This window comes from Pseudomonas syringae CC1557, assembly GCF_000452705.1.
In the GTDB taxonomy this organism is placed as follows: domain Bacteria; phylum Pseudomonadota; class Gammaproteobacteria; order Pseudomonadales; family Pseudomonadaceae; genus Aquipseudomonas; species Aquipseudomonas syringae_F.
Genome location: NZ_CP007014.1, coordinates 4430833 through 4443415 on the forward strand (window position 1 = coordinate 4430833; position 12583 = coordinate 4443415).

A 12583-nucleotide genomic window follows, 5' to 3' on the forward strand; every position below is an offset into this window, starting at 1 on the left:
CTGATGCGTGTGCTGATTATCGAAGACGAAGAGAAAACCGCCGACTATTTGCGCCGTGGCCTGACCGAGCAGGGCTACGCGGTGGACGTGGCCCGCGACGGCATCGAAGGGCTGCACCTGGCGCTGGAAAACGACTACGCGGTGATCATCCTCGACGTGATGTTACCCGGCCTGGATGGTTTCGGCGTGCTGCGTGCGTTGCGCGCGCGCAAGCAAACGCCGGTGATCATGCTGACGGCTCGTGAACAGGTCGACGACCGTATTCGCGGGTTGCGTGAAGGCGCAGACGACTACCTCGGCAAACCGTTTTCCTTTCTCGAACTGGTGGCCCGCCTACAAGCGCTGACCCGCCGCAGCGGCGGTCACGAGCCGGTGCAGATCACTATCGCAGACCTGTGGATCGATCTGATAAGCCGCAAGGCCACCCGGGGCGGGACCCGCCTGGACCTAACAGCCAAGGAGTTTTCATTGCTCAGCGTACTGGCCCGGCGTCAGGGTGACATCCTGTCCAAGACATCGATTGCCGAGATGGTCTGGGACATCAATTTCGACAGCGATGCCAATGTCGTCGAAGTCGCCATCAAGCGCCTGCGTGCCAAGCTCGACGGCCCGCATGAACATAAACTGCTGCATACCATTCGCGGCATGGGTTATGTGCTGGAAAACCGCAATGCGGGTTGATTCGATTGCTGTGCGCCTGAGCGGGATGTTTGCACTGGTTGCACTCGCGGTTTTCCTGCTGATCGGCTGGGCTCTGTATCTGCAGGTCGACAAGAGCATGGACCTGCTGCCGCGTGCCGAAGTCGATGCGCGCTACAGCGTGCTGGAATCTGCGGTCGGGCGTTTCGGCAATCCGGAGCATTGGGAAAAGACCAAGGCAAAACTGAGGCTGCTCAGCGAAGAAGACAAACGCCTGCGGTTCTGGGTGACCAGTGACAATCCGCTGTACGAATTTGGTAACCCGGACGCAGACATTCGCAGGTTTGCGCAGGGCCCGCTGGGCATGCACGACCTGAAACTGGCAGATCACCCTTTCCCCTTCAAGGTGCTGGTCAGCGAATTTCCGGCCAAGGAGCAGCGTCCGGCGCTGCGCTTTCTGACCGCCATCGACACTGAGACGTTCTGGCATGCACAGCATTCGTTACTGGTAGCGCTGATCAGCCTCGCCGCAGTGGGTATTCTGCTGGCTTCGGCACTCGGTTACTGGGTGGCGCGCATCGGTCTGCGTCCACTGGCAAGCCTGTCGCAAGAAGTCCAGAAACTGGCCCCGCCAAGGCTGTCCGGACGCTTGCAACTGACGCCGTTACCGCCCGAACTCGAACAGTTTGTCGCGTCGTTCAACTCGACTCTGGAGCGCGTCGAACTGGCCTACTCGCGACTGGAATCATTCAACGCCGACGTAGCTCACGAACTGCGCTCGCCATTGACCAACCTGATTGGCCAGACACAAGTGGCGCTGACACGAGGACGTTCTGCCGAGCATTATTTCGAAGTGCTGCAATCGAATCTCGAAGAGCTGGAGCGGCTACGTTCGATTATCAACGACATGCTGTTCCTGGCCAGCGCCGATCAGGGCACGAAGGTTCAGACACTGACCTGCGCCTCTCTGGCGGAAGAAGTCGCGACGACACTCGATTACCTGGATTTCATTCTTGAAGATGCGCAGGTTCAGGTAAGCGTCGATGGCGATGCCCGCGTACCGATAGAAAAGGCCCATCTGCGCCGTGCCCTGATCAATCTGCTGCATAACGCCGTGCAGCACACCAAAGCCGGACAAGAGATTTGTGTGCGCATCGAGTCACAGGCCGAGCATGTCAGCGTCGCGGTGATCAACCCGGGTGTACCGATAGCGGAAGAGCATCTGCCCAGACTGTTCGAACGCTTCTATCGGGTCGACGCCTCGCGCAGCAACAGCGGTGCCAATCATGGTCTGGGGCTGGCGATTGTCAAAGCCATTGCGCTGATGCATGGCGGTACTGTGTTTGTGAAAAGTGGTCAGGGAACCAACACGTTTGGTATCCAACTTCCTCGCTGATACCTGCCCCTCACCGTGATCAAGCTGTCTTTTTGCTGTTGAAGGCAGGGGTAGTCCGCCATCCACTTGATAAAGCCGGTTTATTCACATTCCCGTCATATCAGGATATAAGAGGCGTGATATACCCTGCCATAAATTCATAAAATAAAGTTAACCGCCCTCATCACTTTCAACATCATTTTTGCAGGTAGAACACCCCATGACGTTGTTTGCGTCCGCTCGGCCAGCGCAGCTCAAATGGCCCCGTCCCGAGTTCATGCTGATCCTTGGCAGCTTGCTGTCGGTGTCCGCCATTCTGGCCATCGTGGCGTCACTGCTGCTTCGGGAGCGCGACGATGCTGCTCAGACAGCGGCGCGTGCAGCGGCCAACATTGTTCGTCTGATCGACGCTGACGTCATGCACAATGCAGAACTGTATGACTCTTCGCTGCAAGGCATGATCAGTAGCTGGCAACGGGATGACCTGAAAGATCTTTCCCCTGAACTGCGACAACTTGTCCTGTTTGATCGCTCGACGGCGGCCTCTTACAAAGGTGACCTGGTATTACTCGATAACAAGGGTGAACTGCTGGCTGATTCGCTGTCAGTGACGCCACGGGACGATAACTTTTCTGATCGTTCCTATTTTCAGATACATAGGGTCGATCCGTCCCTTGGCCTGCATGTCAGCACGCCTTATAAAAGTCGTTGGGGGTTCAAGGACTGGTGCATCAGTTTCAGCAGACGAATGTCAGGCCCTGATGGTAAGTTTCTGGGAGTCGCAAGCGCAGCCATGCGTCTGGTGTATTTCAAGAATCTGTTCATGAGTCAGAACCTGGGCACTGGGGCCAGCATTAACCTGATTAATGCCAACGGTATCCTGATCGTCCGCTACCCCGATCTGGAAGGTCAGGATCTGACCGGTAAGGACTACAGCTACGGCGCCAACTTTCAACGCATTCTCAAGGAAGGCGATGGCAGCTTCAGTGCCCTTTCGACTCAGTTGAATACGCAACGCCTGTATACGTTTTCGCGTGTCGGCAATCTTCCACTGATTGTGGTGATAGGCCAGTCCGAGGAAGAGGTGTATGCAGTCTGGAAGCGCAATGCGTGGCTGGTCACCACTGCCACCGGCGTTCTCTGCCTCGGTATTCTTTGGCTGGCCTGGTTGCTAAGCCGCGAGCTGCGCCGTCGCCGCCGGGCAGAAGACGCACTGGCCAGCCTTGCTGCGACTGACGGTTTGACCGGCCTGGATAACCGCCGCCAGCTTGACGAAGCCATGGATACCGAATGGGCACGCGCACAGCGTTCTGGCAAATGCCTTTCTTTGCTGATGATCGACGTCGACCATTTCAAGGCGTTCAACGAGCGCCATGGACATCAGGGCGGCGACGAAGCACTAAGGCTGATTGCACAAACCATTGCCTACAATATCCGTCGACCAGGCGATCGGCTGGCGCGCTATGGCGGTGAGGAATTTGTGGTAGTGCTGCCGGAAACCGATCTGAAAGGGGCCATGATGATCGCCGAGAATATACGTCGCTCGGTCGAATCACTGCCGCTGTTCACAGATGCGCAACATCCTTTGACTGTCAGTATTGGCGTGGCTTCAGAGGTTGTTCGTCAAGGGGACAAGCTGGAAACGTTCTTCGGCATTGCCGACAAGGCGCTTTATCAGGCCAAGAACAATGGCCGTAATCGTGTCGAACAGCGGGCTGCTGTTTCGGCTTCAGAGTTGATAAATCAGGCGTGATAGCCTGTTGATCGACATAAAAAAACGCCAGACAGGCTGGCGTTTTTTGTTACAGCTGGGGCAGCGTATTACGATGCAGCATGTGCCGCACGGGCCGCGTCACGCAGTGCTTTCACTTTGTCGTGGTTGGCCAGGACACCCGCTTGCTGCTTTTCGATCAACGCAATTACGTTGGCTGGAACGTTGTGATTGCGAGCTTTTTCCAACGCTTCGCGATAAGCCTTCTTGGCGACGTCTTCGCCTTTTTCCACTTCTTCAAGCACGGCCTTGTCGTCGTCCGAAGTCACCATGGATTTCAGGTTGACCCAAGCGCGGTGCAGGGCACCCGATACGCTCGAAGAATCTTCAGGCTTGCCGCCAAGCGCAACCACTTCAGCCTGAAGCTCGCGCACAGAGGCAGCTACTTCAGTCGAACGGTTAGCCAGGAAAGATTTTACCTGGGCGCTTTTTGCGTGTTCTGCACTGGTGCGGAAGCCTTCTTCACCGTCTTTGCTGGTTTCGATCAGGTCATTCAGGATGGAGATGGCTTCTTTATTGATATCAGTCATTTGATAATTTCCTAATGGCAGGTTGATACGAAAGTGTTCGATAGATAGATAATTGCAGACAGCGTGCCAGTTTTAAAAGTGAAATATTTTATTAATAATCAATGAGTTACGAAATTTTCACATTTGCCTGATCGTGACTTCTGCATGAACTGTCGTTTGGCCTGCATGCAGAATGCACGTATTGTGCTCGCCGAAAGGCAATGACAGGACCCCTCATCGATGAATCCGGAAAAACTCAAGCTGCTCGTGACTCAGGAAATGCCGTTCGGCAAATACAAGGGTCGACTGATAGCCGATCTACCGGGGCATTATCTGAACTGGTTCGCGCGGGAAGGATTTCCCAAGGGAGAACTGGGTGGCTTGCTGGCGCTTATGCAGGAAATCGATCACAACGGCCTGAGCGCGCTATTGGACCCGCTGCGCACGCGTCCGCGTCAATCGTTCAAAGACAGGGGGTAAGCGAAAGGAGATACGGTCCAGAATAAAAAATGGTGCTCCGGACCAGGGAGCACCGAAAAGCCATACAACCAACAACAACTTCCTGGTCAGCATCAACCAGCCGCGACCGGCTGACGCCGAGATGCTTTCAATCAGAAAAATCAGTCAAACAGGGCCAACGCCTGAGCAGTCGCTTCCTGAATACGACCCCAATCGCCATTTTTGACCCACGCATTGTCGATCATCCACGTCCCGCCGACGCACATGACGTTAGGCAAGGCCATGTAGCTCTTGAGATTCTGCTCGTTGACGCCACCGGTCGGGCAGAAGCGCACTTCGTTAAACGGCGCGCCCAAGGCCTTGATCGCCGCCACGCCGCCACTGATTTCGGCGGGGAACAGCTTGAAACGGCGGTAGCCCAGGGCGTAACCGATCATGATCTCAGACGCACTGCTGATGCCAGGCAACAAGGGCAGCGGGCTGTCGAGTGCCGCCTGTAACAGTTCCTGCGTGCTGCCGGGAGTGACGATGAACTGCGAGCCCGCGGCTTCAGCGTCGGCCAGCATCTTGCGGTCCAGAATGGTCCCGGCACCGGTACACAGCTCTGGACGCTGCTCGCGCAAGATGCGGATAGCGCCCAGACCAAACTCCGAACGCAGGGTGATTTCCAGTGCCGTCATGCCACCTGCGGCCAATGCGTCTGCCAGCGGCAGTACGTCCTGTTCGCGGGCGATGGTGATGACCGGCAGAATCTTTGCCTTGGCGCAGAGCTCGTCGATCTGGGCAATTTTGTTCGCCATGCTGTTGAGCGGCTGATTATTTTCGTTCTGTGTCATGGCGACGGTTCCTTTGCTTATGGGCACCAGTAAATCTCGAGAGACGGGTTGAGGAAGGCACGCACCGGCATTTCGGCGAGGTCGTCGCCCGCCAGCGCAGCGCGCAGGGTGTCGAGCTTGGCCTGGCCGGATACCGACAGAATCGGCAAGCGGGCCGAGGCCAACAGGCGACGGGTCAGGGTCAGACGCTGATGCGGCACGCTCGGTGCGAGCATAGGCAGGCAGCGACGCTCGCCATTAAGGTCCAGCGCCTCGTTTAAATTAGGGCTGTTCGGGAACAGCGACGCGGTATGCCCGTCGTCGCCCATGCCCAGAATCAGTACGTCGATGGGCGGCAGCTCAGCCAGTGCCTGATCAGCAACCAGTGCTGCCTCCTCGACGCTGGCAGCCACGTTGTAGAGACCGAGAAACTTCGCCTTCGCCGCAGGCCCCTGAAGCAGGTGACGTTGCAGCAGGCCGGCATTGCTGTCGGCATGTTCGGTGGGCACAAAGCGCTCATCGGCGAGGCTGACCACCACTTTCGACCAGTCCAGCGGCTGTCCGGCCAGGCTCTGGAAAAACGCAACCGGGCTGCGTCCACCGGACACCACCAGCGTTGCCAGGCCGTTTTCACCGATTGCCTGTTTCAGACGCTCGGCCACATTGGCAGCCAGCGCATCGGCCAGTTGCTGCGGTGTGTCGAAGTCACGTGCCACCAGCCCTGCTGGCAGCTCAAGATCACATATCGCCATACCAGGATCTCCCGTCGCGAGTAATCAAAGCAATGGAGCTCATAGGCCCCCAGGTACCCGCCGGATAAGGCTTAGGCGCATCGCCCGCCTTCTTCCAGCCAGCGATCAACTGATCGCACCATTGCCAGGCGTACTCGATTTCATCTTTGCGGACAAACAGGTTCTGATTGCCACGCATGACTTCCAGCAACAACCGCTCATAAGCGTCGGGGACCCGAGCGCTGCGGTAGGTGTCGGAAAAATTCAGTTGCAAGGGGCCGCTGCGCAGCTGCATGCCTTTGTCCAGGCCCTGGTCCTTGGTCATCACCTGCAAGGAAATGCCTTCGTCAGGCTGCAAGCGAATGATCAGGCGGTTGCTGATCTGCAAACGCTGCTCAGGAGCAAAGATGTAGTGCGGCGGCTCTTTGAAGTGGATCACGATCTGCGACAGCTTCTGCGGCATGCGCTTGCCGGTACGCAGATAGAACGGTGTGCCCGACCAGCGCCAGTTGCGGATGTCGGCACGCAGCGCGACGAAGGTTTCAGTATCGCTCTGGGTGTTGGAGTTCTCCTCCTCCAGATAACCCGGCACGGCCTTGCCTTCGCTGTAACCGGAGGTGTACTGACCACGCACCACTTGTGTAGCCAGACGCTCCGGCGTGAACGGCGCCAGCGCTTTGAGCACCTTGACCTTCTCGTCACGAATACTGTCGGCAGACAGGTCGCTGGGCGGGTCCATGGCGATCAGGCAAAGCAGCTGCAGCAAGTGATTCTGAATCATGTCGCGCAGCTGGCCGGCCTGATCGAAGTAGCCCCAGCGCCCCTCGATGCCGACTTTTTCAGCCACCGTGATTTCCACGTGGGAAATATGGTTCTGATTCCACTGGGTCTCGAACAGGCTGTTGGCAAAACGCAGCGCGATGAGGTTCTGTACCGTGTCCTTGCCCAGATAATGGTCGATGCGATAGACGCGGTTTTCCGGGAAGAACTGCGCCACGGCGTCGTTGACCCGCCGCGAAGAAGCCAGGTCGTGGCCGATGGGCTTTTCCAGCACCGCGCGTGTGCGCTCGGCCAGGTTCACCGACGCGAGGTTCTCGCAGATCGCACCGTAGACCGAGGCCGGGGTCGCGAAGTAGGCAATCAGGGTTTCGGCATCGCCAACGCGCTCGGCCAGCGCCACATAATCCTCGGCCTTGAGGAAGTCGACGTGCAGATAGCTGAGCCGCGCCAGAAAGCGTTGGGCATTCTCTGCTTCGAGTTCCGCTTCGGGAATGAAGCGACGCATGGATTTTTCGATGTACGCCAGATGCGACTGCTCGTCGCCTGGTTCACGCGCCAGGGCAAGAATTCGAGTGTCTTCATGCAGCAGTCCAGCGCGATCAAGCTGATAAAGAGCCGGGAACAGCTTGCGTACCGCCAGGTCCCCCAGGGCACCAAACAGGGCAAATGTGCACGGTTCAACCGTAATCAAGGGCATAATGTTGGTTCTTTTATCAAGTTGGGCTACAAATACCTTTTTTAAAGGCGTTACTCAAGGCCATATGTAGTAATAACCACAACATTCTGCCTGAAAGCATATTCCAGTGGTGATCAACACAGGCCCTCAGTACGATAGGCCACCTTTGCTACAGGCTAAAGGGCTAATAAAAGCCCGCGTCAAAAACCGTTGCTAAATCAGCCGCGACAAGGACTTTGAATGGACCGCGTAAGAAACCTCCTGGAGCAAATCCAGGGCCGACTCGATGAGTTGAACAAGGCCGAGCGCAAGGTGGCCGAAGTGATTCTGCTCAATCCGCAGATGGCGACTCGCCTGAGCATTGCCGCGCTTGCTCAGGCTGCCAAGGTCAGCGAACCGACGGTCAACCGTTTCTGCCGCTCGTTCAACGTCAGCGGTTATCCGGAGCTCAAGCTGCAACTGGCGCAGAGCCTGGCCAGCGGCGCAGCCTATGTCAGCCGCGCAGTGGAAGCAGACGACAACCCTGAAGCCTACACCCAGAAGATTTTCGGCAGCGCCATTGCGTCGCTGGACAGCGCCTGTCAGCAACTGGACCCGGCACTGGTCAGCAAGTCGGTGGACATGCTGATCCAGGCGCGGCAGATCCACTTTTTCGGGCTGGGCGCTTCGGCGCCGGTGGCACTCGATGCGCAGCACAAATTCTTCCGCTTCAACCTGGCGGTCACGGCACATGCTGACGTCTTGATGCAGCGGATGATTGCCTCGGTAGCGCACACGGGTGAATTGTTCGTGATCATTTCCTACACCGGCCGCACCCGCGAGCTGGTGGAAGTGGCACGGATAGCACGGGCCAACGGCGCTTCGGTGCTGGGCCTGACGGCCGCAGGTTCACCGCTGGCTCAGGCGAGCACCGTGAGCCTGAATATTCCGCTGCCGGAAGACACCGATATCTATATGCCGATGACCTCGCGGATCATTCAACTGACGGTTCTGGACGTACTGGCCACCGGTATGACCCTGCGCCGCGGCGTCGACTTCCAGCCGCACCTGCGCAAAATCAAGGAAAGCCTGAACGACAGCCGGTATCCGATCGAGGATCAGGGCTGAAACAGGTTCAAGATCGGACGCAGAGCGTCCGGAAAGGCATGCCGACGCGGAGCGTCGCACGATAGTCAGGAACGAGAGGCATCTGAGTCACGCCAGGCTCGCCTGCAATTTCAGTTGCACCTGCTCGCCCGGTCGCAGGCTGAAGGCGTCGCCGGAGCCTGAGGCGGCTTCCACTCTGACAAAACCTGCGGCTTCGCTGCCGCCCACTCCGAGCAGGGGCCGGCTGCCGGGGTGCCAGACGACGGTGTTGGCGCTGTCGCCGGTGTCGATGTTCAGTCTGCGCTGCCAGGTGGGGTCTTGCAGTTGCAAGGCGCCAGCGTGTTCGAAGACTCTCTGACAGCCGCCTGCCACGCGCAGTTCGCCTTGTTGCTGGCAGGCCTGACGACTGAGCTCGTCGTAGCCCTGAGCGCCGTCCAGACCGTCCAGCGCGACCTGCTCCACATCACTGATCAACCAGTAGGCAAGCAGCGCATGACTGAAATGACAAGGCTCGCTGTCTTCATGAGAGGTGCTCAGGCGCAGCTCCATGCCCTGCCCCAGCTCGGCGTGCAGGTTGACCTGCCAGTCCCATAGCTGCAAGCGCCAGTGCAGGCTGACGCCCTGTTCGCTTTCACTGCTGTCGATCAACTTCCAGTCCAGCAATCGCCCCCAGCCATGCGCTGGCCAGCCACTCTCACCGGGATGTCGGCCATACCACGGCCAGCAGACCGGCACACCACCGCGAATCGCCCCCACTTGCGGCCACTGCGCTGCGCACCACAGCCAGGGCTTTTGACCTTGGGGCTGAAAGTGCAGCAACTGCGCACCCTGGCGGCTGAACACCGCCTGGCACTGCGGATGATTGATCACCAGTACGTCGCGCAGCTGATGGCGCTCCCACTCGAAAGTCGGTCTCGCACGCAGGGATCGGAAGAAACGTTGCAGAGGATGTTCAGGCAGTTGCGCGTCGTGAATGGTCATCGCCAATCGCGTCCCTGAAAATAAAAGAATTCAAACCATAAAAAAACGGGCAGCCAGGCTGCCCGCAAAGCACACACGACCCTTGATCGCGTTACGCGTCAATCAATACTCAGAACTTCGATTGAATCTTGATGCCCGCCACAATCGCATCATCAACCTGATCCACGCCGCCAGGGTGCTTGATGTACTGCAGGTTAGGGCGCACGGTCAGCCAGTTGGTAACGTGGAAGCCGTAGTAGATTTCAGAGTTGTATTCAGTGCTCTGGACCGGCAGATAGCCAGGGTTGTCGTAGTCGTTGATACCGCTGATCTGGTTGGCCAGACGCACGCGATCCTGCACATCGTCGTTGACGTGGATACGGGCAATACCGATACCGATGTCATCTTTCGGACGCGAGTTGAACGGACCTTTGTAGGTCAGACCGATCTGCTGGTAGTTGTCGACGAAGTTGGTTGCCTTGTCATGCACGGTGGCGTTGGCAAAGATGTTAAGACCGCGTGAGGCGTCGCCATCATGAGTGGTCAGTTGCTGCTGAGCAACGACCCACCAGCCATGTTTGCTGTCATGCGACTTGAACGCAGCACCAGTGGCCGCTTGCGGCTGACCGTTGACGTCTTTATAGACATCATCGGCATTTGGCGTGCTTTTGTAGTAACCAATACGGTACTCGCCGGGCAACGAGTTGATGGTGGGTGTCCAGACCAGTTCGACCGGCAGGATCATGCCTTTGGTGCCGCTACCGCTGAGTTTGAAGCCGTTACCGGTTTCCAGGTTGGACGGGTTCTGCTCATACACACCGACCTGCGCGTACACTTCTGGAGTGATGTTGTACTTGACGCGAAGAGCGGTCTGGCTGATTGGCCAGTTGTACCAGGTGTTTACATAGTTACCGACCTGCGAGCCACAGAACGACAGGTTCTGGAAGTCACAAGGGAAACTGTTGAAATCCTCACCCGGCCCGAAGCGACCAAACTTGACGTCCAGCGCACCGTCGAAATACTTTTGCTTGACCCACAATTGGGTCAGACGCCAGGTCTGGCCACGCCCCCAGACTTCCTGCGAGGAACTGAGCGTACCGGCACGAGGATCGCCGATCCGGTCATTGGAGATGTTGCGTCCGCTACGCTCGGTAATCGCCAACTTGAATTCCGCGTCCTGCCAGCCAAACGCCTTCTGCAGATCGATTTTCATGCCCAGCGCGAACTGGTCGCTGTAACGGCCGGTGGTGTCGTCGTTGTAGCCGCCTTTGAGGTTGCTGGCCATCTCGGAAACGTATTCCAGCGAGAAGTCATAACCCTTGTCGAGCAGCTCGGTGCGCTTGCCGCCCCAGTCGCCGGTCATCCACGGTGAATCGGCAGCAAATGGCTCGGCAGCATGAACGCTGGAGGCCAAGCCCATGGCACCCAGTGCAGACAGTTTGCAGACCAGTTGAAGCCGGGAAAGCGTTTTACCTTTGGTGATCTTCTTCATCCCATCAATCCTCGTTTTATTGTTATTAGCTTCGGTACACGTCTTGCGCGATTTACTGCTTGTGTTCACGACAGGCCGCCTTGTTGTAGCAAACCGAAGGCCAGCCCGCAGAACCCGGTGTTAAATCTATCACTTGCGGCTCAACTGAGACACGTTGTTTACCCGCTCGGCAGACGCTTGCTGTGCCAGCACCCCCAGACGTTCACCGCTCTGCGCATCAAAAATCAGGACCTTGGAGGGGTCGAACTGCAGTGTCAGGCTCTCGCCCACCTGCGGTGCGACATCCGGGGCCAGACGGCAGCAGACCTTGCTCTGGTTGAGAGTCACGAACACCAGCGTATCCGGACCGGTAGGCTCGGTCACCTGAACCTCGGCGCGAATGGTTGGCAGACCACTCGGTTCGTCGGACGCCAGCATAATCTGTTCCGGGCGAATGCCAAGAATGATTTCTCGATCTTCAAGCCCTGCGTCAGAAACGCCAACCGGCAACTCACAACGCGCCTGACCACTGTCGAGCAGCGCGAACAACTGGCCATCCTGGCGTTGCAGGCGCAACGGGATGAAGTTCATAGGCGGCGAACCGATGAAACTGGCCACAAACAGGTTGGCCGGGTCGTTGTAGATCTGCTTGGGCGTACCGAACTGCTGAACGATACCGTCCTTCATGACCGCCACTTTATCGCCCAGCGTCATGGCCTCGATCTGATCGTGAGTCACGTAGACCGTGGTGGTCTTCAGACGCTGATGCATCAGCTTCATTTCAGTACGCATCTCGACCCGCAGCTTGGCGTCGAGGTTGGACAGCGGCTCATCGAACAGATAAATCTTCGGTCGACGTGCCAGCGCACGGCCCATCGCCACACGTTGCTGCTGACCACCGGACATCTGGCCCGGCTTGCGATTGAGCAAGTGCTCGATCTGCAACAGCTTGGCAACGCGAGCCACTTCAGCATCGATGTCGGCTTGCGGCATCTTGCGGATCTTCAACCCGAAGGCGATGTTTTCACGCACGCTCATGGTCGGATACAGGGCGTAGGACTGAAAAACCATCGCGATGTCGCGGTCCTTGGGGCTGGTGCCGCTGACGTCCTGGCCGTCGATCAGAATCCCCCCGCCACTGATGCTTTCCAGACCGGCAATGCAGTTCATCAGGGTGGATTTACCGCAGCCTGATGGACCGACCAGAATCAGAAACTCGCCATCCTGGATCGACAGGTCGATGTTCTTGAGTGTGTCAGGCAGGTTGCTGCCGTAGGTCTTGTTGACGTTGCGTAATTCGAGAGTCGCCAT

General features: G+C 57.6%; 12 protein-coding genes. 5 read left to right on the forward strand and 7 right to left on the reverse strand.

The window, feature by feature from the left end:
* Positions 1 to 3: 3 nt before the first annotated feature.
* From N018_RS19575 to N018_RS19585, 3 genes are all read left to right on the forward strand, one after another.
* On the forward strand, positions 4 to 681 hold the full coding sequence (locus N018_RS19575; protein ID WP_024643932.1) for a heavy metal response regulator transcription factor: 678 nt from the start codon (positions 4 to 6) through the stop codon (positions 679 to 681).
* Positions 671 to 2035 carry a heavy metal sensor histidine kinase gene (locus N018_RS19580; RefSeq protein WP_025390533.1) on the forward strand — a complete coding sequence of 455 codons (1365 nt, stop codon included), beginning with the start codon at positions 671 to 673 and terminating at the stop codon, positions 2033 to 2035. The genes N018_RS19575 and N018_RS19580 overlap by 11 nt, the downstream gene beginning before the upstream one ends.
* 199 nt (positions 2036 to 2234) lie before the next feature.
* On the forward strand, positions 2235 to 3767 hold the full coding sequence (locus N018_RS19585) for a sensor domain-containing diguanylate cyclase (protein ID WP_025390534.1): 1533 nt from the start codon (positions 2235 to 2237) through the stop codon (positions 3765 to 3767).
* A gap of 68 nt (positions 3768 to 3835) precedes the next feature.
* Here N018_RS19585 and N018_RS19590 read toward each other — a convergent pair whose 3' ends face one another.
* On the reverse strand, positions 3836 to 4315 hold the full coding sequence (locus tag N018_RS19590) for a PA2169 family four-helix-bundle protein (RefSeq protein WP_024643929.1): 480 nt from the start codon (positions 4313 to 4315) through the stop codon (positions 3836 to 3838).
* A 219-nt stretch (positions 4316 to 4534) separates the two neighbouring features.
* Here N018_RS19590 and N018_RS19595 point away from each other — a divergent pair, with 219 nt between their 5' ends.
* Complete coding sequence (locus N018_RS19595; RefSeq protein ID WP_007248394.1) at positions 4535 to 4774, forward strand: DUF3820 family protein; 240 nt, start codon at positions 4535 to 4537, stop codon at positions 4772 to 4774.
* A gap of 140 nt (positions 4775 to 4914) precedes the next feature.
* Here N018_RS19595 and N018_RS19600 read toward each other — a convergent pair whose 3' ends face one another.
* From N018_RS19600 to zwf, 3 genes are read right to left on the reverse strand one after another with little or no spacing between them, the layout of a single operon-like run.
* Entirely contained in the window at positions 4915 to 5589 is a 675-nt protein-coding gene (locus N018_RS19600; protein WP_024643928.1) for a bifunctional 4-hydroxy-2-oxoglutarate aldolase/2-dehydro-3-deoxy-phosphogluconate aldolase, read from the reverse strand.
* 17 nt (positions 5590 to 5606) lie between these two features.
* Complete coding sequence (gene pgl, locus N018_RS19605; protein ID WP_024643927.1) at positions 5607 to 6320, reverse strand: 6-phosphogluconolactonase; 714 nt, start codon at positions 6318 to 6320, stop codon at positions 5607 to 5609.
* Complete coding sequence (zwf, locus tag N018_RS19610; RefSeq protein ID WP_024643926.1) at positions 6307 to 7776, reverse strand: glucose-6-phosphate dehydrogenase; 1470 nt, start codon at positions 7774 to 7776, stop codon at positions 6307 to 6309. The genes pgl and zwf overlap by 14 nt, the downstream gene beginning before the upstream one ends.
* A gap of 219 nt (positions 7777 to 7995) precedes the next feature.
* On the opposite strand from zwf, the gene N018_RS19615 reads away from it, so the two are divergent.
* Entirely contained in the window at positions 7996 to 8862 is an 867-nt protein-coding gene (locus tag N018_RS19615) for a MurR/RpiR family transcriptional regulator (RefSeq protein WP_024643925.1), read from the forward strand.
* Between the two features lie 87 nt (positions 8863 to 8949).
* On the opposite strand, the gene N018_RS19620 is transcribed toward N018_RS19615, so the two are convergent.
* The 3 genes from N018_RS19620 to N018_RS19630 all read right to left on the reverse strand — a co-directional run bounded on the left by N018_RS19620 (position 8950) and on the right by N018_RS19630 (position 12583).
* Entirely contained in the window at positions 8950 to 9822 is an 873-nt protein-coding gene (locus tag N018_RS19620; RefSeq protein WP_024645597.1) for a D-hexose-6-phosphate mutarotase, read from the reverse strand.
* 109 nt (positions 9823 to 9931) lie between these two features.
* Positions 9932 to 11293 (reverse strand): carbohydrate porin, encoded by a 1362-nt coding sequence (locus N018_RS19625; RefSeq protein WP_025390535.1) that lies wholly within the window; start codon positions 11291 to 11293, stop codon positions 9932 to 9934.
* Positions 11294 to 11422: 129 nt separating this feature from the next.
* The gene (locus N018_RS19630; RefSeq protein ID WP_025390536.1) at positions 11423 to 12583 is read right to left on the reverse strand and encodes an ABC transporter ATP-binding protein; all 1161 of its coding nucleotides are present in this window, start codon (positions 12581 to 12583) and stop codon (positions 11423 to 11425) included.

Excerpts from the sequence above, each read along its gene's own strand:
- N018_RS19620 (WP_024645597.1), bottom strand. The coding sequence starts at position 9,822 with ATGACCATTCACGACGCGCAACTGCCTGAACATCCTCTGCAACGTTTC.
- N018_RS19585 (WP_025390534.1), top strand. The coding sequence starts at position 2,235 with ATGACGTTGTTTGCGTCCGCTCGGCCAGCGCAGCTCAAATGGCCCCGT.
- N018_RS19615 (WP_024643925.1), top strand. The coding sequence starts at position 7,996 with ATGGACCGCGTAAGAAACCTCCTGGAGCAAATCCAGGGCCGACTCGAT.
- N018_RS19625 (WP_025390535.1), bottom strand. The coding sequence starts at position 11,293 with ATGAAGAAGATCACCAAAGGTAAAACGCTTTCCCGGCTTCAACTGGTC.
- N018_RS19595 (WP_007248394.1), top strand. The coding sequence starts at position 4,535 with ATGAATCCGGAAAAACTCAAGCTGCTCGTGACTCAGGAAATGCCGTTC.
- pgl (WP_024643927.1), bottom strand. The coding sequence starts at position 6,320 with ATGGCGATATGTGATCTTGAGCTGCCAGCAGGGCTGGTGGCACGTGAC.
- zwf (WP_024643926.1), bottom strand. The coding sequence starts at position 7,776 with ATGCCCTTGATTACGGTTGAACCGTGCACATTTGCCCTGTTTGGTGCC.
- N018_RS19580 (WP_025390533.1), top strand. The coding sequence starts at position 671 with ATGCGGGTTGATTCGATTGCTGTGCGCCTGAGCGGGATGTTTGCACTG.
- N018_RS19590 (WP_024643929.1), bottom strand. The coding sequence starts at position 4,315 with ATGACTGATATCAATAAAGAAGCCATCTCCATCCTGAATGACCTGATC.
- N018_RS19630 (WP_025390536.1), bottom strand. The coding sequence starts at position 12,583 with ATGGCGACTCTCGAATTACGCAACGTCAACAAGACCTACGGCAGCAAC.
- N018_RS19575 (WP_024643932.1), top strand. The coding sequence starts at position 4 with ATGCGTGTGCTGATTATCGAAGACGAAGAGAAAACCGCCGACTATTTG.
- N018_RS19600 (WP_024643928.1), bottom strand. The coding sequence starts at position 5,589 with ATGACACAGAACGAAAATAATCAGCCGCTCAACAGCATGGCGAACAAA.